Raw genomic sequence first — 20,360 nt, 5'->3', positions numbered from 1 at the left:
GTGTCACACCCCCCTGGGGCTCTGGAGGAATCGCAGATTCGTCTTGACCCGCTGCCACGGCGTGGGCGGCAGCTGGCGCAGCGAACCGCGGGCGTAGTACCGCTCGACGTAGTACTGGCCCACGCTGAAGACGCTCGTCAGGGCCAGGTACCAGATCGAGGCGACGATCAGCATCTCCATGATGGCGAAGGAGGTGGAGCCGATGTTCGTCGCCGCCCGGAGCAAGTCGGTGTACTGCACCGCCGACACCAGGGACGAGGTCTTGAGCAGGTTGATGAACTCATTGCCGGTGGGCGGAACGATCACCCGCATCGCCTGCGGCAGCACGACCCGGCGCATGGTCTTGCCGTTGGACATGCCGAGTGCGTGCGACGCCTCGGTCTGGCCCTCGTCGACCGACTGGATGCCGGCCCGGACGATCTCGGCCATGTAGGCGCCCTCGTTCAGGCCCAGACCCAGCAGGGCCACCAAGAACGGGGTCATGACGTCGACCATCTCGTCCTTGTAGAACCCGATGTTCAGGATCGGGAAGATCAGCGCCAGGTTGAACCAGAGCAGCAGCTGCACATACACCGGGGTGCCCCGGAAGAACCAGATGTACAGCCATGCCACGGCGCCGGTGACCGGGTTCTTCGACAGGCGCATCACCGCGAAGACGATGCCCAGCACCAGGCCGATGAGCATGGACAGAACACTGATGACGATCGTGTTCAGGGCACCTTGGAGGATCCTGTCGTCGAACAGGTAGTCCGCGATCGTGGCCCAGCGGATGTCGCCCTGCGCGAAGGCGAAGGCGAGCCAGCCGAGCAGTACCAGCACGACCGCGCCGGACACCCAGCGGCCGTAGTGCCGTACCGGGATGGCCTTGATCTGCTCGGGATGGGCCGTGGCGGTTGTTTCCTTGCTCGCTGACGAGCCCGTGGGGGGCTCGTCAGCGGGCGTCTTGTCGAACTTGTCAGTCACAGTGACTGCCCTTCAGTGGAACGCTCGAGGCGAGGTACGCCAGACTTACTTACCGGCGTTGATGGTCGCCTCGGTGACCGCGCTGCCCTTGACGTCCCACTTTTCCAGCACCTTGGTGTACTCGCCGTTCTTGATGATCGCGTCCAGGGCTTCCTTCAGCGCGTCGCGCAGCTGGGTGTTGTCCTTGTCGACGGCGATGCCGAACGGGCCGGCGGCCGTCTGACCGCCCGCGACCTCGAAGTCGTTGCCGCCGCCCGCGGTCTTGGCGATGTGCGCGGCGACCGGGTAGTCGTTGAGGTCGGCCACGGCGCCGCCGGACTTCACACGGGTCTGGGCCTCGGCGTCGGTGTCGAACGCCTCGATCGTGAGCTTGCCCTTGCCGTCCTTCTCGCACTTGGCGGCCTGGGCCTTGAAGGTGTCCTCGTAGATCGTGCCGCGCTGGACCGCGACCTTCTTGCCGCACAGGTCGTCGAGCGACGTGATCTTCTGCGGGTTGCCCTTCTTGACCAGCAGCGAGACGCCCGAGGTGAAGTAGTCGACGAAGTCGACGCCCTCACCGGTCTTCTTGCCCTTGTCGTCCAGGCCCTCCTGGCGGGCCTTGGTGTCGCTCATGGCGGACATGACGATGTCCTGGCGGCCGGTGTTGAGCGAGGAGATCAGACCGTCGAAGGTGCCGGAGGTGAACTTGAACTCGACGCCGAGCTGCTTGCCGAGAGCCGCGGCGATGTCGGGGTCGATACCGACGATCTTGCCGCCCTCCTGGAACTCCATCGGGGCGTACGCCGCGTCCGTGCCGACCTTGATGACGCCGGCGTCCTGGTACTTCTTGGGCAGCTTGTCGAAGAGCGGAGCACTGCTGCCGGCAGCGCTCTCCTTGACACCCGTCCCCGATCCCGAGTTCGTCTGGTCACCGCAGGAGGTGAGCAGCAGGGCACCGGCGACCGCGATCGCGCTCACCGCGGCGATCCTGGACTTGGCGGCGGTCGAGCGGCGGGTGGTGCTTGCGGTCATGATCGTGGTCCTCCGGCAGGTGTGGGTTTGCCAGGCGTCGCGCACTCGTCTTCGAGTGTCGACCTTGTGTGTTTCCGGCATCTTGCCATTCGGACTAGCCCATTCAGTGGGCTACGCATGTCAAAATCGGATAACGGGTGACCCCCGAAGCGCTACGGGCCGGTACATCAGGGCCCTACCAGCCGCATCATCTGCGGCCTTTCCTTCTTCCGACCGGAAGATCTTCGGATCGTCTCGGGATGTGGACGGCATTCATCGTGCTTTTCACCAAGTGTTCCTGTCTTGTCAGCATATGTCGCTATGAGTCAGGTCACTGGGAGATCATGGACGGGCCAATGGGCTCGTCTCCGGTGCCGTCCGTCCGGTAAGAAGGATCCTTACACCCCTCATCCGGGGCTCAGGGCGCGTTGTGCGGCGCGCCCGCGCGTACGTACCTCCCCCTGCCGGGGTGGGCCAACCACCCGGGACAGGGAACGGACGCGGTGCCAGCCCACCCCTCCTCAACCAGGAGTGGCAACCCTCAACTGATGAAGACTTAAGGGGTCAAACGAACATGGCAGCGGAGATCGTCAATCCCGGCAGCGCCAGCGGGACGGAGAGTGCACCCGGGGACTCCGGGGAACCCTTCGATCCGGCCTTCGCGCTGCACCGCGGCGGCAAGATGGCCGTCCAGGCCACGGTGCCCGTCCGGAACAAGGACGACCTGTCCCTCGCGTACACACCCGGCGTCGCCAAGGTGTGCACCGCGATCGCCGAGAAGCCCGAGCTCGTCCACGACTACACCTGGAAATCGCAGGTGGTCGCGGTCGTGACCGACGGTACGGCGGTCCTCGGGCTCGGTGACATCGGCCCGGAGGCCTCGCTCCCCGTGATGGAGGGCAAGGCGATCCTCTTCAAGCAGTTCGGCGGCGTCGACGCCGTTCCGATCGCCCTCGCGACCACGGACACCGACGAGATCGTGGAAACGGTCGTCCGCCTGGCGCCGTCCTTCGGCGGAGTGAACCTGGAGGACATCTCGGCGCCGCGGTGCTTCGAGATCGAGCGCAAGCTCCAGGAGCGCCTCGACATCCCGGTCTTCCACGACGACCAGCACGGCACCGCCGTGGTCACCCTCGCGGCCCTGCGCAACGCCGCCAAACTGACCGGCCGCGGCCTGGGCGACCTGCGCGCCGTGATCTCGGGCGCGGGCGCGGCCGGCGTGGCCATCGCCAAGTTCCTCCTCGAGGCGGGGCTCGGCGACGTGGCGGTGGCCGACCGCAAGGGCATCGTCAGCCGCGACCGCGAGGACCTGACCCCGGTCAAGCGGGAACTCGCCGAGATCACGAACCGGGCCGGACTGAGCGGCTCGCTGGAGACGGCGCTGGCCGGAGCGGACGTCTTCATCGGCGTGTCCGGCGGCACCGTGCCGGAGCCGGCGGTCGCCTCGATGGCGCCGGGAGCCTTCGTCTTCGCGATGGCCAACCCGAACCCCGAGGTCCACCCGGACGTGGCGCACAAGTACGCCTCGGTCGTGGCCACCGGCCGCAGCGACTACCCCAACCAGATCAACAACGTCCTCGCCTTCCCGGGCATCTTCGCCGGCGCGCTGCAGGTGCGGGCCTCGCGGATCACCGAGGGCATGAAGATCGCGGCGGCGAACGCGCTGGCCGACGTGGTGGGCGACGCGCTCGCCCCCGACTACGTCATCCCGTCGCCGTTCGACGAGCGGGTCGCCCCCGCGGTCACCGCCGCTGTCGCGGCGGCGGCGCGAGCCGAGGGTGTGGCCCGGCGCTGACGACGCTCGTCGGGGCTCAAGGCCCCGGACCCCTCCCTTCACGGCCCCGGACGCGCTGGACGCGTCCGGGGCCGCGGCGTGTGGGGCCCGTGCGCGCGGGAGGCGTGCCGGGGTCCGTGGGCGGTGGCGTGCCGGTGTTGCGGGGCGCCGCGAGGCCGGGCCGCCCGGCCTCGCGGCGCACGGCCCGCGAGGCCGGAGCCGCCTGCGCGAACGGCGGGGCGTCCAGGCCCGGACCCCGGGCTTCGCGGGCTCCGGGCTTCGCGGACACACCTGCCGCCCGAACGCAGGGACCGCCCGGACGGAGCGGCGCCCGCATGAACGGCGGGGCGCAGGCCGCGCAGCGGGCGCACGGGCCGTCCGGACGGAGCCGCCTGGCGAACGGCCGGCTCCGCGTGTGCCCCGCCCGTCCCGCACAGCGCAACACGCCTGCCGCCGGGACCCGCGTGTTACCCACGCCGTCTTCCCCGGTTCACCGCCAACTGCTGGGATGCGCACGCCGAATGGAGCAGGGGAGGCGTGAGTGGATCTCATAGTGAACGGTGACGCCGAGAGCGGGCCGGGAGGGTCCGCGGATCCGATGGCGGACGTGAACGGCTGGGACGTGTGGGAAGGGGCCCCGGCGCTCGTCGCGTACGGCCTCGGGGGCGGTTACCCGACGGCGTCCGACCCCGGTCCCCCCGCCCGTGGCAGCCGGTTCTTCTCCGGCGGAGACAGCCCGCGCACCGCGCTCGTACAGGACGTCGCACTGCCCGCGCACGGCCGCACCGGGCGGCGGGCCGTCGACGCCGGCCGCGTCCGCTACACGCTGGCCGGGTGGCTCGGCGGATACGCGGCGCAGGAGGACGGCGCCCGGCTGTCCGTGGAGTTCCGGGACGGCGGGGGCACGCCCGTGGCCCTGTCGGTGCTCGGCCCCGTGACGGCGGCGGAGCGGCAGTCCCGTACCGCGCTGCTGGAGCGCACGGAGTCCGCAGCGGTGCCGCCCGGCGCCCGCAGCGCGCGGGTGCTGCTGGTCTTCACCGTCCTGTCGTAGGGGGCAGTCGGGAGCGCGACAAGGCGTAGACGACCGAGTCAACAAGCTCGGTCGTTCACGGCCGAGAAGTTGACGGCCCACTCCGTCACCTCGGGGCGTACTCGGCGGACTGGAACAGGACCAACGGCCCGCTGATGGGCGCGGCCAACCCGCATCTGAAGTACTTCGAGGGCAACCGCTACGGCTACGACGTCCACGAGGTCACGCCGCGCCGCTTCAGCGCCCACATGCGGGTGATCGCCGACCGACGGGACCCGGCCTCGCCCGTCACCACCCTGACCACCTTCCACGTGGACCGCGGGAGGACGGGCTCGTACGAGGACCCGGCGACGAAGAACTCTCCCGCCCAGTGGCGGAGGGAACAGTAGGGCGAAACCCGGAGGGTTCCTCCGGGCCCGGCACGCCCAGGGACGTGTGTCACACCGGTGCGCGGTTCCGCCGCGCACCGGCCCGGCCTACGCTCAAGGTCATGTTCGCCGCATACGCCGCCCGCATCGACCGCGACCAGCCGCTGAACGGCCTGGAGCTGGGTGACCGCCCGGCCCCCGAGGCCCGCCCCGGCTGGACCACCATCAACGTCAGGGCCGCCTCCCTCAACCATCACGACCTGTGGTCACTGCGCGGAGTGGGCCTCGCCGAGGACAAGCTCCCGATGATCCTCGGCTGCGACGCCGCCGGCGTCGACGCGGACGGGAACGAGGTGGTGCTCCACTCGGTCATCGGCCAGAGCGGCCACGGCGTCGGCCCGGACGAGCCGCGCTCCATCCTCACCGAGAGGTACCAGGGAACCTTCGCCGAGCAGGTCTCCGTCCCGAGTTGGAACGTCCTGCGCAAGCCGAAGGAGCTGTCCTTCGAGGAGGCCGCGTGCCTGCCGACCGCCTGGCTCACCGCCTACCGCATGCTCTTCACCAACGCCGGCGTCCGGCCGGGTGACTCCGTGCTCGTGCAGGGCGCCGGCGGCGGTGTCGCCACCGCCGCTATCGTGCTCGGCAAGGCGGCCGGACTGCGCGTCTTCGCCACGAGCCGCGACGAGGCCAAGCGCAAGCGCGCCGTCGACCTGGGTGCGGTCGAAGCGTTCGAGCCGGGCGCCCGGCTGCCGCAGCGCGTGGACGCCGTGATCGAGACCGTCGGCGCGGCCACCTGGTCGCACTCGGTCAAGTCGCTCCGCCCCGGCGGCACTCTGGTCATCTCCGGTGCGACGAGCGGCGACCGGCCCCCGCACGCCGAGCTGACCAGGATCTTCTTCCTGGAGCTCAAGGTCGTCGGTTCCACGATGGGCACCAGGGACGAGCTCGAGGACCTGCTCTCCTTCTGCGCCGCGACGGGTGTGCGGCCGGTGATCGACGAGGTGCTGCCGATGGACCGGGCGCGTGAGGGCTTCGAGAGGATGGCCTCCGGGGAGCTCTTCGGCAAGATTGTCCTGACGAATCCTTGATGCTCCGTCAGCTCCGCTGATGGGATCTCCGGCACCGCCGATCCGCGTCGTGCCGGAGGTCCCGTATGCGCCGCCCACTTCGGGGCGCGCCGGCCCGCGTCGGTGGACGGCGCAGCCCGAAACGGCGCTCGCGCGGGCCGTGCCGTGACCACGTGCGAGCAGGCGTGGCGCAGCGCGGCGCTCAGCCGCCCCCGCGGAGCAGCGCCGCGATGTGCACGGCCGCCGTCGACAAGAGGCGCCGGGCCTCCACCAGTTGGGAGGCCGTCACCCCATGGTCGCGTGCGGCGTCGCGGACGTCGTCACGGAAGCGGTCCAGAAGGCGTTCGAGGTCGCGGGCCGGGTCGCCGGACTCCGCCGTGTCCTTCGCCCATTCGGGGCCCGCACCGGCCGGTTCCGGCTTGCCGTACGGCGGCCACGCCGTGCCCCGGGCGGCCAGTCCCCCCAGCTGCGCGGTGAGTTCGGACAGCCCCTCCCGCACGCCCGTCGGCCAGTCGCCGCGGGCGAAATGCCCCTGGACCTGGTCCTGGACCTGGCGGGCGATCCGCTGGACCTCGTCCCGCGCCCGGTCCTGCGCCTCCCTGGCCTGGCGGCGGGCGTTCTGCGCCTCCTCGCGGGCGCGGCGCGACTCGTCCTTCGCCCGGCGCGCCTGCTCCTTCCACTCCTGCTTGGCGCGGCGCAGTTCCTCCTTCGTGGCCTGCCAGGCGTCGTCGGCACCCGCGCCGCCCGGGCCGGTGGCACCCCGGCTCTCCGTCGCGGCCGCGCGCATCTCGCTGCGCAGCTTGCCCGCCGCGCCGCGCACGTCGTCGCGGATCTCCGCGGCCAGTTCGGAGACGGACTCGCGGATCTCGAGTTCGAGGTCGGCCAGTTCCCCGCTGCGGCCCGCGAGTTCCTCCCGTCCGGCGTCGGTGATCGAGTACACCTTGCGCCCGCCCTCGGTGGCGTGGGTGACCAGACCCTCCGCCTCGAGTTTCGCCAGGCGCGGGTAGACGGTGCCGGCGGACGGAGCGTAGAGCCCCTGGAAGCGTTCCTCCAGCAGGCGGATGATCTCGTACCCGTGGCGCGGGGCCTCGTCGAGGAGCTTCAGCAGATACAGGCGGAGCCGGCCGTGGGCGAATACGGGGGGCATGTCAGAGGGCCTTTCCTGTCTCGTCCTCGAACGGTTCGTCCGCCCGGGGCGGGCGGCGCAGGAGGGCGATCGACCCGGACACGGTGGTGGCCCGCAGGGAACCGCTCCCCGCGCCGAGCGTGCCGGTGATCTTCTTGGCGCCCCATTGTCCGCTGACGCGCAGGTCCTCGAAGGCGTTCGAGACCGCGCCGCTCGCGGTGTTGGCCTCGACGCGGGCGTCCGCGGGGTGCGGCAGCCGGATGGCGACCTCGCCGGAGACGCTGGTGAGGCGGATGTCCGTGGGCGTCCCGTCGAGGTCGATCGCCATGTCGCCGCTGACGGAGTCGGCCCGTACGGACGAGCCCGCGCCCTCGATCACGGTCAGGTCGCCGGAGACGGAGTGGAAGCGCAGGTCGCCGGTGACGGCCTGGGCCTCCAGGCTGCCGGAGACGGTCTCGGCCCGGACGGTGCCGGACAGCCCCACGAGCGTCGTGTCCCCGCTGACGCCCCGCACGTCCGTGCGCCCGCGGATCCCGGAGACGACCGCTCCCGCGCCCACGACGCCGACCTCGACGGCCGCGTCGGCGGGCACGGCGAGGGACACCACCGCGTGGCGGTGCCACCCCTTGCGGTCGAGCAGCTTGAGGAAGCCCTTCCAGGGCACGTCGTCGTAGGCGACCGAGACGGTGGAGCCGGTCCTCGTCACCACCAGCGGCGGGCCCTCGATCTCGGAGACCTCCAGCCGGGCGGAACTCTCGTCGGTGCCGACGACGTTCACCGTCCCGTTGACGATGCGCACGTTGAGGGACGTCACGGGCTCGTCGAAGGTGAGCTTCGTCGGCTCGGCGACTTCCCACGTCGAGTCGGGCATGGTGCTGACCTCCCGGGCCTGCGTGGAACGCAACATATCGCGTCTTCTGAATGACACGATATATCGCGGCCCTCGGAAGTCAAGGGGTGCTCGGGCGCAGACGTGGCGGCGAATGCGGGCAAAGTGCCCTAGCGTGAGGCGTATGGACGCCACTTCCGCAGGAGCTCTACTGCTCTGCCGGGCCGAGTACGACGTCATCCGGCCGTCGGTCCCTCTGCTGCGGGAGCCGTTCCTCCTCGCTCCGGCCGGCCGGGGCTGGAGCGTGCTCGTCCCGGACGGGAAGCCGTGGCCGAGCGGTGCGGAACCCGTCGACCGGGTGCTCTCCGGCTGGGCCACGGCCCTCGCCGTCGCCACCAACCACCCCGTGCTCGCCCTCTGGTGGGACGCGGACCGCTCCGGTCTCACGCTCGCCACCGGGTTCCGCCGCCCCGTCGGCTACGTCTGGCTCGCGGACGGCACACCGGCGGGGGAGGACGAGGCGATGCACACCTTCGCGGCCCGGCTCGGACTCGACCCCGTCCTGGACCTCCAGGCCCTGGAGGCGCTGACCCGACCCGACGCCGACGCCGACGCCCGAGCCCGGCTGCTCGGGCTCACCGCCGTCCTGTCCCGTGCCGGTCTGGCCCTGCCCGAGGGCGTGGCACCGGGCGCCGAGCCGGACGGCATCCGGACCGCGGCCCGCGCCGCGGCCGTACGGGAAGAGGCCGCGGCGGGCAAGGGGCGCGGGCACACCGCGCACGCCCTCCGGCACCGGCCGCCGGGTCCCGGGATCCCGGCCATCGCGCAGATCGCCGCGGGCTTCCCCCTGACCGTCTGGGGACTCGCCCGCCGAAGCGCGGGGTGGACGGTCGCCGGGGCGGTCCTGCTCGCCCACGGCGCCCTGGCGCTGGCCCGCGACCGCGGGCCGGCGCGGTGACGGCCCGGACGGTCACCGCCGTTCCCCGCTACTCCTCGTCGTCCTCGTCCTCGTCGTCGAGGCGCGCCAGCCAGGTGGCCAGCCGCTCGACCGGCACCTCGAAGTCCGGGTTGAGATCCACGAACGTGCGCAGCTGCTCGGCGAGCCACTCGAAGGTGATCTCCTCCTCGCCGCGCCGCTTCTCCAGCTCCTCGATGCCACGGTCGGTGAAGTACATGGCCACCAGCCTAATGCGCCCCGGGCGGCGGTCCGACCGGCGCCGTCCGCCGCACCGGGACCGGTGGGGCGGACGCTCCGGCCGGACCCGCGGGCGGCCCGGCGACTGCACCGCGGCAAGAACGGCACGGCCGCCGTGGACCCCGGGGACGGCCGAGGCGGCCGAGCCGAACGGCTCGCGGCGGGCCCACACGTCGCCGTCCACCGTCTGCAGACGCCGGAGGGCGCGGCCCGCGATCGCTCGCGGGCCGCGCCCTCCTTCCCGTGCGCACCGCCTCAGCGGTGTCAGGCCTCGAAGACCTCGTTGACCAGCTGCTGCTGCTCCGCCTGGTGCCGCTTCGCCGAGCCCACCGCCGGGGACGACGAGTGGGGGCGGGAGATGCGGCGCAGGCGCTCGCCGTGCGGGATGTCCGCGCCGACCGCCAGGTCCAGGTGGTCGATCAGGTTGAGGGCGATGAACGGCCAGGCACCCTGGTTCGCCGGCTCCTCCTGGACCCACAGGTACTTCTCGGTGTTCGGGAACTTGGCGATCTCGGCCTGCAGTTCCGCACCCGGCAGCGGGTACAGACGCTCGAGGCGGATGATCGCCGTGTCCGTGGCACCGCGCTTCTGCCGCTCGGCCTCGAGGTCGTAGTAGACCTTGCCGGAGCAGAAGACGACCTTGCGGACGTCCGCCGCGTTCACCGCTCCTGAATCGACCGCGGTGTCGCCGATGACCGGGCGGAAGCCGCCGGTGGTGAACTCCTCCACCTTGGACGCCGCGGCCTTCAGACGCAGCATCGACTTCGGGGTGAAGACGATGAGCGGCTTGTGGTGCGGGTTGTGGACCTGCCAGCGCAGCAGGTGGAAGTAGTTCGACGGCAGAGTCGGCATGGCGACCGTCATGTTGTTCTGCGCGCACAGCTGGAGGAAGCGCTCCGGGCGGGCGGACGAGTGGTCCGGTCCCTGGCCCTCGTAGCCGTGCGGCAGGAGCAGCGTGACGCCGGAGGTCTGGCCCCACTTCTGCTCCGCGGAGGAGATGAACTCGTCGACGACGGTCTGCGCGCCGTTGACGAAGTCACCGAACTGGGCCTCCCACATGACCAGCGACTCCGGGCGGGCCAGCGAGTAGCCGTACTCGAAGCCCATCGCCGCGTACTCGCTGAGCAGCGAGTCGTAGACGTTGTAGCGGGCCTGGTCCTCGGACAGGTAGAGCAGCGGGGTGTAGTCCTCGTTGGTCTCCTGGTCCACCAGCACCGCGTGGCGCTGGCCGAAGGTGCCCCGGCGGGTGTCCTGGCCGGCGAGCCGGACCGGGGTGCCCTCCATCAGCAGCGAGCCGATGGCGAGGGTCTCGCCCATGCCCCAGTCGATCGTGCCGTCCTCGACCGAGGCCGCGCGGCGCTGGAGCTGCGGCAGCAGTCGGGGGTGGACGGTGATGTTGTCGGGGACGTTGACCTGGGACTCGGCGATCCGCTTGACGACCTCCTGGGAGATCCCCGTGGTGACGGACACCGGGAACTCGGCCTGGGCGTCCGGGACATGGGCCGGGGCCGGGTGGCTGGTGGCCTCGCGGACCTCCGCGAAGACCTTCTCCAGCTGGCCCTGGAAGTCCTGCAGCGCCTGCTCTGCCTCTTCCAGCGTGATGTCGCCGCGGCCGATGAGCGACTCGGTGTAGAGCTTGCGCACCGAGCGCTTCTTGTCGATCAGGTTCACCATCTGCGGGTTGGTGAACTGGGGGTTGTCGCCCTCGTTGTGACCGCGGCGGCGGTAGCAGATGAGGTCGATCACGACGTCCTTGTTGAACGTCTGGCGGAACTCGAAGGCGAGCCGCGCCACACGGACGCACGCCTCCGGGTCGTCGCCGTTCACGTGGAAGATCGGAGCCTCGATCATGCGGGCCACGTCGGTCGCGTACATCGACGAACGCGACGACTCCGGGGCGGCGGTGAAGCCGACCTGGTTGTTGATGACGATGTGGACCGTGCCGCCGGTGCGGTAGCCGCGCAGCTGCGACATGTTCAGGGTCTCGGCGACGACGCCCTGGCCGGCGAAGGCCGCGTCGCCGTGCAGGGCGACCGGCAGGACGGTGAAGTCCGTGCCGCCCTTGTTGATGATGTCCTGCTTGGCGCGCACGACGCCCTCGAGGACCGGGTCGACGGCCTCCAGGTGCGACGGGTTGGCGACCAGCGACACCTTGATCTGCTCGCCGTCGAGGCCGGTGAAGGTGCCCTCGGCGCCCAGGTGGTATTTCACGTCGCCCGAGCCGTGCATCGACTTCGGGTCGAGGTTGCCCTCGAACTCGCGGAAAATCTGGGCGTACGACTTGCCGACGATGTTCGCCAGGACGTTCAGCCGGCCGCGGTGGGCCATGCCGATGACGACCTCGTCGAGGCGGGACTCGGCCGCCGAGTCGATGACCGCGTCGAGCAGCGGGATGACGGACTCGCCGCCCTCCAGCGAGAAGCGCTTCTGGCCGACGTACTTGGTCTGCAGGAAGGTCTCGAAGGCCTCCGCCGCGTTCAGCCGGCGCAGGATGCGCAGCTGCTCCTCACGCTCCGGCTTGGCGTGCGGGCGCTCCACGCGGTCCTGGATCCACTTGCGCTGCTTCGGGTCCTGGATGTGCATGAACTCGATGCCGGTGGTGCGGCAGTACGAGTCGCGCAGGACGCCGAGGATGTCGCGCAGCTTCATCATCGACTTGCCGCCGAAGCCGCCGACCGCGAACTCGCGCTCCAGGTCCCACAGGGTGAGCCCGTGCTCGGTGATGTCCAGGTCGGGGTGCTTGCGCTGGCGGTACTCCAGCGGGTCGGTGTCGGCCATGACGTGGCCGCGGACCCGGTAGGAGTGGATCAGCTCGAAGACCCGGGCGGCCTTGGTGACGTCGTCGTCGTGCGAGGCGTCGATGTCCTTGAGCCAGCGGACCGGCTCGTAGGGGATGCGCAGCGCCTCGAAGACGTCGTCGTAGAAGCCTTCCTCGCCGAGGAGGAGGTTGGCGACGATCCGCAGGAACTCGCCGGAAGCGGCGCCCTGGATGACCCGGTGGTCGTACGTCGAGGTCAGGGTCATGACCTTGGAGACGCCCAGCTTGTTCAGGGTGTCCTGGGAGGTGCCCTGGAACTCGGCCGGGTAGTCCATCGAGCCGACACCCATGATCACCGACTGTCCGGGCATCAGCCGCGGCACGGAGTGGACGGTGCCGAGGCCACCGGGGTTGGTGAGCGAGACGGTGACGCCGCTGAAGTCGTCCATCGTCAGCTTGTTGCTGCGGGCGCGGCGCACGATGTCCTCGTAGGCCTGCCAGAACTCGAAGAAGTTCATGGTCTCGGCCTTCTTGATGGCCGCGACGACGAGCTGCCGGTCGCCGTTCGGCTTCACCAGGTCGATGGCGAGGCCGAGGTTCACGTGCGGGGGCTTGACCAGGACGGGCTTGCCGTCCTTCTCGCCGTACGACCAGTTCATCGACGGCATGGCCTTGATCGCCTGCACCATCGCGTACCCGATGATGTGCGTGAAGGAGATCTTCCCGCCGCGGGCGCGCTTCAGGTGGTTGTTGATGACGATCCGGTTGTCGAAGAGCAGCTTCACCGGGACGGCGCGGACGGACGTGGCCGTCGGCAGCTCCAGCGAGGCGTTCATGTTCTTCGCGACCGCGGCGGAGGGGCCGCGCAGCGGCAGCATCTCCGGGCCGTCGGGAGCGCCGGCGGCCGGTGCGGCCTTGGCGGCGGGCTTGGCCGGAGCGGCGGCGGGCTTCGCGGGAGCGGCGGGCTTCGCCGGGGCCGGTGCCGCGGCGGCGGGCTTCGCGGGGGCGGCCGGCGTCCGGGCCGGTGCCGCGGGAGCCTGGGCGGCGGGGGCCGCGGGAGCCGGAGCCTGTGCGGTGCCCGGCGTCTCCGTGGCCGTCGCGGCCGGCGCCGCGGGGGCGGCCTCGCCGCCCGGCTTGTAGTCGGCGAAGAAGTCCCACCAGGCGCGGTCGACCGAATTCGGGTCCTGGAGGTACTGCTGGTAGATCTCGTCGACGAGCCACTCATTGGCCCCGAACGCGGCGGCGGGGTTCTTCCCCTGCCCGTCGGGGTCGGTCGAAGTACTCGAGTTACTGGGGGACTGAGACGACACGGCGGCAACCGCCCTCTTCCGCTTCACAAGGTGATGGACAGCGGAAATAAAGGCTACGCCTACGCGGCGGGGAGGTGCAGGCCGGGCGTGGTCATCGTCGCCTAAGTCACACCTGACAGCCGGTTTCGGCGTAGGAAATGGCGGGAAACAAACGTGGTTCCCCTGCGGACTGGGTACGGCGGAACGCGGCTGCGGCCCCGCGGGCCGCACCCTTGTCCTGCTCCCCGGACACATGGACGCAGGACGCGCCTGTCCGGTTCGCCACGGGCTTCGCTCCTCTTCGAACCCTACGTCAACCGCGTGCCACGGGGTTTCCCGGAAGAGTGACCCGGATGCGGCAGCCTCGTGTCGATTCGGCCACGCCGATGCGGCCGCCGTGCAACTCCACCGCCCAGCGTGCGATCGCCAGGCCCAGACCCGTGCCCCCGTCACTGCCCGAGCCCTGCTTCGACGGGGCGATGCCCCGGTTGAAGCGTTCGAAGACCTTGTGCCATTCGGACTCGGGGATCCCGGGACCTTCGTCCTGGACCTCCAGGTCCAAGGACTCGGCCTGGAAACCCCTGCGGGCACGGACCGTGACCCTGCCGTGCGGAGGGGAGTGCTTGACCGCGTTGTCGATGAGATTCGCCACGACCTGGTGCAGCCGCTCGGCGTCCGCGTGCGCGGTCAGCTCGGGCGGGAAGACGTCCAGGTGCAGATGGACGTCCTTGCGGGTGTGGCTGCCGGATCCGGAGGACAGCCTGCGCTGCCCGGCGGCCAGGTTGGCCTCCTTCAGCACGCCGGACAGATAGGGCCAGACCTCGAAGCGCCGGGCCTTGAGCGTCACGACGCCGTTGTCCAGCCGGGAGAGGTCGAGCAGAGTCTCGACCAGCCGGGACAGCCGCTCCGTCTGCTGCAGCGCGGTGCGCATCGTCTCGGGGTCGGCCGTCGAGACGCCGTCCACGACGTTCTCCAGCACCGCGCGCAGCGCCGCGATGGGCGTGCGCAGCTCGTGCGAGACATTGGCGACGAGCTCCTTGCGGTGCTGGTCCACGGCCTCCAGGTCGTCCGCCATGCGGTTGATCGTGGAGGCGAGGTCGCCCAGCTCGTCACGGCGGCCGTCGCCCCGCACCCGGCGGGTGAAGTCGCCGTGGGAGATCGACTTCGCGACGGTGTTCATCTCGTCCAGCGGAGCGGTCAGTCCGTGCGCCACGAACTGGGTGATCAGCAGCGTGGTGATCATGGCGAAGACCGTGATGTAGCGCAGCTCCGCCCCGGTGCGGAAGGCGACCAGCGCCAGCCCGGTCGTGATCAGCACGGCCGCGACGACCAGGGCGCCGAGCTTGGTCTTGATCGAGATCTCCACCGCCCGCAGCCGGGACCGGAGCCGGCTCCGCCGGATCATGGCGCCGGGCTCTCCAGGGCGTACCCGACACCGTGCACGGTACGGATCCGCTCGGCGCCGATCTTGCGGCGCAGCGCCTTGATGTGGCTGTCGACCGTGCGGGTGCCGGAGGCGTCCGCCCAGTCCCAGACCTCGGCGAGCAGCTGCTCGCGGGAGAGGACCGCACGCGGGGTGCCGGCCAGGCACACGAGCAGGTCGAACTCGGTCGGCGTGAGGTGCACGTCCTCGCTCCGGACGCGGACGCGGCGCTGGGCGTGATCGATCTCCAGCTCACCGAGGCGCAGAATGCCGCTGCGGGGCGTCACGGCGGCCAGCGCGGCGCGCTCCACCCGGCGCAGCAGGACGTGCACCCGGGCGGCCAGCTCGCGCATGGAGAACGGCTTGGTCATGTAGTCGTCGGCGCCCACGCCGAGCCCGACCAGCATGTCGGTCTCGTCGTCGCGGGCGGTGAGCATGAGTACCGGGACGGGCCGCTGCGCCTGCACCCGGCGGCACACCTCGAGGCCGTCGAAGCCGGGCAGCATCACGTCGAGGATCATCAGGTCCGGCTGCCAGGCCTCCGCGACGTCGACGGCCGCGGGGCCGTCGGTCGCGGTCTGGACGAGGAAGCCCTCGGCGCGCAGACGGGCCGAGATGGCGTCGACGATGGTGGTGTCGTCCTCGACGACCAGCACCCGGCGCTGGGCACTTCCGGTCGGCTGTGCCGCCGCGCCGTTGCTGCTGGTGTGTGTCTGCTCCATCGCCCCGCCCCTGTCGCGCACTGCGAGCTGCGTGTAGATCGGTGTGTCAGGTAGGCAGCGTAAAGGCACCGACCAGGTCCCGGCTACGCAGGGCGAACTGCCAGGTGGACCACGTCAGGTACGCCTCGGGCAACCGGGATCTCTTCGGTTCTTACCCCGCTGAATCCGGCATTCCGCAATGAGTCCTCGAAATTCCGGGAAGGCTGCGCCGACCAGACGGCGAGGACTCCTCCGGGCGTCAAACACCGTGCACAGGCAGCCAGTCCGACCGGCGAGTAGAGACCGCCGTTGTCCTCGGTGACGGTCCAGTCCGGGCCGTTGTCGATGTCGAGGCAGAGCGCGTCATACGTGTCCGAAGTGTTATGGAGGTGGCCCACGAGGTCCGTGTGCAGGACGGTCGTGCGCGGATCGGCCAGTGCCGCCGCGGAGATGCGCTCCAGCGGGCCCGACGTGTGCCAGTCGATGATCGCCTGTTCCCGCTCGGCGACGGCGATCCGGGACCAGCCGGGCTCGGCGGCCGCGCGGGCCAGGGAGAAGCCGACCCCCAGTCCGCCGATGAGTACGGACGGGTCCGGCCGTCCGCCGAGGGCCTCGTACGCGGCGTCCATGAGGAGCCGCTCGGAGCGGCCGTCCGATGTGTCCATCAGGAAGCAGCCGTTGGCGATGATCTCGTGGATATCCCCGTCGGGGCCGCCGCGTTCGCGCAGGACGACCTCGCCGTACGGTCCTGAGCGCCGGTCGAGGGTCCGTGGGGCGGCGGCATGGCTGAGGGGCTCCATGGCCCCCCAGGCTAGCGCCGCTTCGGGCGCCGTCCGCCGTTACGAGGGGGCGCCCCCGTCTGTCCGGTGGATTTCGGCCGGCGCGGCACGAGTGCTGTGACCGGGCGGCCGAGTGGCGCAGGTCATGGACGGGTGCGGAATGATCGCGCTGCCCGGGCGGGGTCGGTGAGGTTGACCGGTACCGGGCCGGCCGGCGCCGGCCGGTGGCCCCGGCGGGACCGAGGACGAGGGCGGCCGGGACGGGGGAGGTTTCGTCCGTGCGACGGCTCCGGGCGCCGGAATCCGCTCGGGCGGCTCGGAACCGGGGCGGACGGGCGCGCCGGGCCGGAGGGGCGCCCGCGGCCGGCGAGCGCGTGCCCCGGCGTTCGTCCGTGCGCTCAGGCTCCCCCCGGCCCTCGCGGCGCGTCGTTCACCTTCTGGTGCCGCTCGTCCCGCTCGGAACTCGCTGTACGGCCGGTACGGCGACCGGGCCACCGCCTCCGCCCTGCTGCGCGGTTCGAGCACGGACGTCGGCCGTCCGGCGACGGTGCCGCTGCTGGTGGCCGGCGGCGCGGCTGCCCGTGCCCTCGGGCCGCCGGTGCCGCCGGCCGGTCAGGACCGCGCCGAGGGCGGCCGTGGCGGTGCGTAGTACACGCTGACCAGCGGGGCGATCACCCGCCACCCCTGTGACTCGTACAGCGCCCGCCCGTCGGGTGTGCCTCCGAGCACGCCGGAGGTGGCGCCGCGCTCGGCGGCCGCGTGCTGCAGCGTGCGCATCACCAGCGAGCCCAGTCCCCTGCGCCGGTGCTCGGCGGCCGTCTCGATCTGGTCGACGACGGCCGTGGTGCCGGCCGTGGCGATCTGCCCGCGGGCCGCGAAGGCGCCGTCCGCGGTCGTGATCAGGACACGTGTGACGCCGTCCCTCGTCCAGGCGCGCAGCCGGTGCCCCTCCGGCGGGGCGGGGGGTGGCGTGGTCCGCCGCGCCAGCGGCGCCGTCATCAGGAAGCCGGGCTCGTCGGGCGTCCAGTCCGGCCCCAGCCACTCCAGGACCCGCTCCTCCTCCTCGAACACCTTGAGCCACCGGCCGGGCACCCCGGCCGAAGCGGCGACCTTGCGGACCGCGGCCTCGCTGTTGTCGGTGAGCACGTGGCGCGTGGTGTGCCGGGGGAGCCCGACGTCCACCGTGAGGCCCCAGGGCTCGGCGACGGGCTCCGCCGCCCCGCGGGAGACGACCCAGCCGTCCACCCAGGCCCGAATGGCCTGTGTAAGAGATGCACTCGTCATTCGCTCATTACATCCGGTCGGTCGTCGGATGCGCCAGGTGGTATCGCTCACGGCGAACGCCCCCAGGGGAACATCGGCGACTCCCCCCGCATTGAGTCCGTGTAACTCAACTTGACTGCCGAAGGGGAGATCATGGCCTCGACGCCCGCACCGCTCACCCTGCCTGTGCTGCCACTCGACGACGAGGTCGTGCTGCCGGGGATGGTGGTACCGCTCGACCTGTCCGACAACGACGTACGGGCCGCGGTGGAAGCCGCCCAGGCGGCAGCCCGAGCGGAGCCCGGAAAGCCGAGGGTGCTGCTCGTCCCCCGGATCGACGGCACCTACGCCGCGACCGGCGTGCTCGGCACCGTCGAGCAGGTGGGACGGCTCTCCGACGGAGACCCCGGTGCCCTGATCAGGGGCCACAGCAGGGTGCGCGTCGGAGCCGGCACGACCGGCCCCGGTGCCGCCCTCTGGATCCACGGCACCCTCGTCGACGAGACCCTGCCCGACCCGCTGCCGGGCTCGGTCACGGAGCTCGTGAAGGAGTACAAGGCCCTCGCCACCAGCTGGCTGCGCAAGCGCGGAGCCTGGCAGGTCGTGGACCGCGTCCAGCAGATCGACGACGTTCCCGCGCTCGCCGACAACGCCGGCTACTCGCCCTTCCTGAGCATCGCGCAGAAGGTCGAACTGCTGGAGACCAGCGACCCGGTCGCCCGGCTCAGGCTCGCCACCGAGCAGCTCCGCGAGCACCTCGCCGAACAGGACGTGGCCGAGTCCATCGCCAAGGACGTCCAGGAGGGCGTGGACAAGCAGCAGCGCGAGTTCCTGCTGCGCCGCCAGCTGGACGCCGTGCGCAAGGAACTGCGGGAGCTGGGCGGCGAGTCCGCGGGCGACGAGTCCGACGACTACCGCGCCCGCGTCGAGGCCGCCGAACTCCCGGAGAACGTCCGCGAGGCCGCCCTCAAGGAGGTCGAGAAGCTCGAGCGGTCCAGCGAACAGAGCCCCGAGGGCTCCTGGATCCGCACCTGGCTCGACACCGTCCTCGAACTGCCGTGGAACGAACGCACGGAGGACGCGTACGACATCCGGGGCGCCAAGGCCGTCCTGGACGCCGAGCACGCGGGCCTGGACGACGTGAAGGAACGGATCACCGAGTACCTGGCGGTCCGCAAGCGGCGCTCCGACCGCGGGCTCGGCGTGGTCGGCGGCCGGCGCGGCGGCGCGGTCCTCGCGCTCGTCGGCCCGCCCGGTGTCGGCAAGACCTCGCTCGGCGAGTCCGTCGCCCACGCGATGGGACGCGAGTTCGTCCGCGTCGCCCTCGGCGGCGTCCGGGACGAGGCCGAGATCCGCGGCCACCGGCGCACCTACGTCGGCGCGCTGCCCGGCCGGATCGTCCGTGCAGTCAAGGAGGCCGGGTCCATGAACCCGGTGGTCCTGCTCGACGAGATCGACAAGGTGGGTTCCGACTTCCGCGGGGACCCGGCGGCGGCGCTGCTCGAGGTCCTGGACCCGGCGCAGAACCACACGTTCCGCGACCACTACCTGGAGGTCGAGCTCGATCTGTCGGACGTGGTGTTCCTGGCCACGGCCAACGTCCTGGAGGCCGTCCCGGAGGCGCTGCTCGATCGGATGGAGCTGGTCAGGCTCGACGGCTACACCGAGGACGAGAAGGTCGTCATCGCCCGCGACCACCTGCTCCCGCGCCAGCTGGAGCGGGCCGGCCTGGAGCCGGGCGAGGTGACCCTGGACGAGTCCGCGCTGCGCAGGCTGGCGGGCGAGTACACCCGCGAGGCGGGCGTGCGGAATCTCGAGCGCGCGGTGGCCAGGCTGCTGCGGAAGGTCGCGGCCCAGCACGAACTGGGCGAGCGCGCCCTTCCGTTGACGGTCACCGACGGCGACCTGCGCGCGCTGATCGGCCGTCCGCACCACGTGCCCGAGTCCGCCCAGGACCCGGCCGAGCGCCGCACCGCGGTGCCGGGAGTGGCCACGGGACTCGCGGTCACCGGCGCCGGGGGCGACGTGCTGTACGTCGAGGCGTCGCTGGCCGACCCGGAGACCGGCGCCTCCGGACTGACCCTGACCGGTCAGCTCGGCGACGTCATGAAGGAGTCCGCACGGATCGCGCTGAGCTTCCTCCGCTCGCACGGCGCGGAACTGGAGCTGCCCGTGGGCGATCTGAAGGACCGTGGCGTGCACATCCACTTCCCGGCGGGTGCGGTCCCCAAGGACGGGCCGAGCGCGGGCATCACGATGACGACCGCGCTGGCGTCCCTGCTCTCCGGGCGGCTGGTCCGCACGGACGTGGCCATGACGGGTGAGGTGTCGCTGACCGGACGGGTGCTGCCCATCGGCGGCGTGAAGCAGAAGCTGCTCGCCGCCCACCGCGCCGGGATCACCACGGTGGTGATCCCCAAGCGCAACGAGGCCGATCTGGACGACGTCCCCGCGGAGGTCCTGGAGAAACTGGAGGTCCACCCCGTGACGGACGTCCGCCAGGTCCTGGAGATCGCCCTGTCCCCGGCCGAGGTGCCGGTGCCGGCCGCGGCGTGAGCCGCGGGGCACGGCCCCTCACGAGGTCGCCGTACGCCGGCCCGCTCCCGCGGGCCCGGGTACGGCGACCGCCGTTTCCGGGTCCTCGGTGCGGGGACGGGCGGTCCGAGCCCCCGAGCGGGCGGGCGTGTGCGTCGGGGCGGTGTGCCCGTGCAGCGCCACGGGGACGGCGGCCACGCCGCCGGGGGCCGTCGGGTGAGCGCGGAGAGGGGGTCCGGCACGAACGCCGCGTCGAACGGTGATTCGTGC

At 71.5% G+C, this 20,360-nt stretch carries 16 protein-coding genes; 6 read left to right on the top strand and 10 right to left on the bottom strand.

Going from position 1 to position 20,360, the window contains the following annotated elements:
- Positions 1-3: 3 nt before the first annotated feature.
- Positions 4-963, bottom strand: a complete 960-nt coding sequence (locus tag O7595_RS10345; protein ID WP_269728420.1) for an amino acid ABC transporter permease — start codon at positions 961-963, stop codon at positions 4-6.
- 45 nt (positions 964-1,008) lie between these two features.
- On the bottom strand, positions 1,009-1,974 hold the full coding sequence (locus O7595_RS10340; protein WP_269728419.1) for an ABC transporter substrate-binding protein: 966 nt from the start codon (positions 1,972-1,974) through the stop codon (positions 1,009-1,011).
- 553 nt (positions 1,975-2,527) lie between these two features.
- Here O7595_RS10340 and O7595_RS10335 point away from each other — a divergent pair.
- The 4 genes from O7595_RS10335 to O7595_RS10320 all read left to right on the top strand — a co-directional run bounded on the left by O7595_RS10335 (position 2,528) and on the right by O7595_RS10320 (position 6,213).
- Positions 2,528-3,748: an NAD(P)-dependent malic enzyme gene (locus O7595_RS10335; RefSeq protein WP_269728418.1), complete on the top strand. Its 1,221-nt coding sequence runs from the start codon at positions 2,528-2,530 to the stop codon at positions 3,746-3,748.
- 520 nt (positions 3,749-4,268) lie between these two features.
- Complete coding sequence (locus O7595_RS10330) at positions 4,269-4,778, top strand: phosphoesterase (protein ID WP_269728417.1); 510 nt, start codon at positions 4,269-4,271, stop codon at positions 4,776-4,778.
- Positions 4,779-4,912: 134 nt separating this feature from the next.
- A complete protein-coding gene (locus O7595_RS10325) occupies positions 4,913-5,146 on the top strand; it encodes a hypothetical protein (RefSeq protein ID WP_269728416.1) in 234 nt (77 codons plus the stop codon).
- A gap of 101 nt (positions 5,147-5,247) precedes the next feature.
- Positions 5,248-6,213: a zinc-binding dehydrogenase gene (locus O7595_RS10320; protein WP_269728415.1), complete on the top strand. Its 966-nt coding sequence runs from the start codon at positions 5,248-5,250 to the stop codon at positions 6,211-6,213.
- A 181-nt stretch (positions 6,214-6,394) separates the two neighbouring features.
- Here O7595_RS10320 and O7595_RS10315 read toward each other — a convergent pair whose 3' ends face one another.
- Both O7595_RS10315 and O7595_RS10310 read right to left on the bottom strand, forming a co-directional pair.
- A complete protein-coding gene (locus O7595_RS10315; protein WP_269728414.1) occupies positions 6,395-7,339 on the bottom strand; it encodes a PadR family transcriptional regulator in 945 nt (314 codons plus the stop codon).
- A 1-nt stretch (position 7,340) separates the two neighbouring features.
- Positions 7,341-8,189: a DUF4097 family beta strand repeat-containing protein gene (locus tag O7595_RS10310; protein ID WP_269732443.1), complete on the bottom strand. Its 849-nt coding sequence runs from the start codon at positions 8,187-8,189 to the stop codon at positions 7,341-7,343.
- A 142-nt stretch (positions 8,190-8,331) separates the two neighbouring features.
- Here O7595_RS10310 and O7595_RS10305 point away from each other — a divergent pair, with 142 nt between their 5' ends.
- Positions 8,332-9,105 carry a hypothetical protein gene (locus tag O7595_RS10305; protein ID WP_269728413.1) on the top strand — a complete coding sequence of 258 codons (774 nt, stop codon included), beginning with the start codon at positions 8,332-8,334 and terminating at the stop codon, positions 9,103-9,105.
- Between the two features lie 28 nt (positions 9,106-9,133).
- On the opposite strand, the gene O7595_RS10300 is transcribed toward O7595_RS10305, so the two are convergent.
- The 6 genes from O7595_RS10300 to O7595_RS10275 all read right to left on the bottom strand — a co-directional run bounded on the left by O7595_RS10300 (position 9,134) and on the right by O7595_RS10275 (position 17,576).
- Positions 9,134-9,322: a DUF6104 family protein gene (locus tag O7595_RS10300; RefSeq protein WP_269728412.1), complete on the bottom strand. Its 189-nt coding sequence runs from the start codon at positions 9,320-9,322 to the stop codon at positions 9,134-9,136.
- A gap of 284 nt (positions 9,323-9,606) precedes the next feature.
- Entirely contained in the window at positions 9,607-13,410 is a 3,804-nt protein-coding gene (locus tag O7595_RS10295) for a multifunctional oxoglutarate decarboxylase/oxoglutarate dehydrogenase thiamine pyrophosphate-binding subunit/dihydrolipoyllysine-residue succinyltransferase subunit (RefSeq protein ID WP_269728411.1), read from the bottom strand.
- Between the two features lie 292 nt (positions 13,411-13,702).
- Positions 13,703-14,794 carry a HAMP domain-containing sensor histidine kinase gene (locus O7595_RS10290; protein ID WP_269728410.1) on the bottom strand — a complete coding sequence of 364 codons (1,092 nt, stop codon included), beginning with the start codon at positions 14,792-14,794 and terminating at the stop codon, positions 13,703-13,705.
- Positions 14,791-15,534 (bottom strand): response regulator transcription factor, encoded by a 744-nt coding sequence (locus O7595_RS10285; RefSeq protein WP_269728409.1) that lies wholly within the window; start codon positions 15,532-15,534, stop codon positions 14,791-14,793. Before O7595_RS10285 ends, O7595_RS10290 begins: the two co-directional genes overlap by 4 nt.
- An 83-nt stretch (positions 15,535-15,617) precedes the next feature.
- Positions 15,618-16,313 carry a spermidine synthase gene (locus tag O7595_RS10280; RefSeq protein ID WP_269728408.1) on the bottom strand — a complete coding sequence of 232 codons (696 nt, stop codon included), beginning with the start codon at positions 16,311-16,313 and terminating at the stop codon, positions 15,618-15,620.
- A 591-nt stretch (positions 16,314-16,904) separates the two neighbouring features.
- Positions 16,905-17,576, bottom strand: coding sequence for a GNAT family N-acetyltransferase (locus O7595_RS10275; protein ID WP_269728407.1), 672 nt, complete (start codon positions 17,574-17,576; stop codon positions 16,905-16,907).
- A 132-nt stretch (positions 17,577-17,708) separates the two neighbouring features.
- Between O7595_RS10275 and lon the strand changes: the two genes are divergently transcribed.
- A complete protein-coding gene (gene lon / locus O7595_RS10270; RefSeq protein WP_269728406.1) occupies positions 17,709-20,111 on the top strand; it encodes an endopeptidase La in 2,403 nt (800 codons plus the stop codon).
- The last annotated feature ends 249 nt before the right edge of the window (positions 20,112-20,360 follow it).

The organism is Streptomyces sp. WMMC940, from assembly GCF_027460265.1.
Lineage (GTDB): Bacteria > Actinomycetota > Actinomycetes > Streptomycetales > Streptomycetaceae > Streptomyces.
Note: the sequence above shows the minus strand (reverse complement) of the source record. Positions and strands in the feature narration are given on the sequence as shown.

Bases quoted from the DNA above. Each gene is read 5' to 3' on its own strand.
- O7595_RS10320 (WP_269728415.1), top strand. From the start codon at position 5,248: ATGTTCGCCGCATACGCCGCCCGCATCGACCGCGACCAGCCGCTGAAC.
- O7595_RS10315 (WP_269728414.1), bottom strand. From the start codon at position 7,339: ATGCCCCCCGTATTCGCCCACGGCCGGCTCCGCCTGTATCTGCTGAAG.
- O7595_RS10310 (WP_269732443.1), bottom strand. From the start codon at position 8,189: ATGCCCGACTCGACGTGGGAAGTCGCCGAGCCGACGAAGCTCACCTTC.
- lon (WP_269728406.1), top strand. From the start codon at position 17,709: ATGGCCTCGACGCCCGCACCGCTCACCCTGCCTGTGCTGCCACTCGAC.
- O7595_RS10300 (WP_269728412.1), bottom strand. From the start codon at position 9,322: ATGTACTTCACCGACCGTGGCATCGAGGAGCTGGAGAAGCGGCGCGGC.
- O7595_RS10290 (WP_269728410.1), bottom strand. From the start codon at position 14,794: ATGATCCGGCGGAGCCGGCTCCGGTCCCGGCTGCGGGCGGTGGAGATC.
- O7595_RS10325 (WP_269728416.1), top strand. From the start codon at position 4,913: ATGGGCGCGGCCAACCCGCATCTGAAGTACTTCGAGGGCAACCGCTAC.
- O7595_RS10340 (WP_269728419.1), bottom strand. From the start codon at position 1,974: ATGACCGCAAGCACCACCCGCCGCTCGACCGCCGCCAAGTCCAGGATC.
- O7595_RS10305 (WP_269728413.1), top strand. From the start codon at position 8,332: ATGGACGCCACTTCCGCAGGAGCTCTACTGCTCTGCCGGGCCGAGTAC.
- O7595_RS10280 (WP_269728408.1), bottom strand. From the start codon at position 16,313: ATGGAGCCCCTCAGCCATGCCGCCGCCCCACGGACCCTCGACCGGCGC.
- O7595_RS10275 (WP_269728407.1), bottom strand. From the start codon at position 17,576: ATGACGAGTGCATCTCTTACACAGGCCATTCGGGCCTGGGTGGACGGC.
- O7595_RS10285 (WP_269728409.1), bottom strand. From the start codon at position 15,534: ATGGAGCAGACACACACCAGCAGCAACGGCGCGGCGGCACAGCCGACC.
- O7595_RS10335 (WP_269728418.1), top strand. From the start codon at position 2,528: ATGGCAGCGGAGATCGTCAATCCCGGCAGCGCCAGCGGGACGGAGAGT.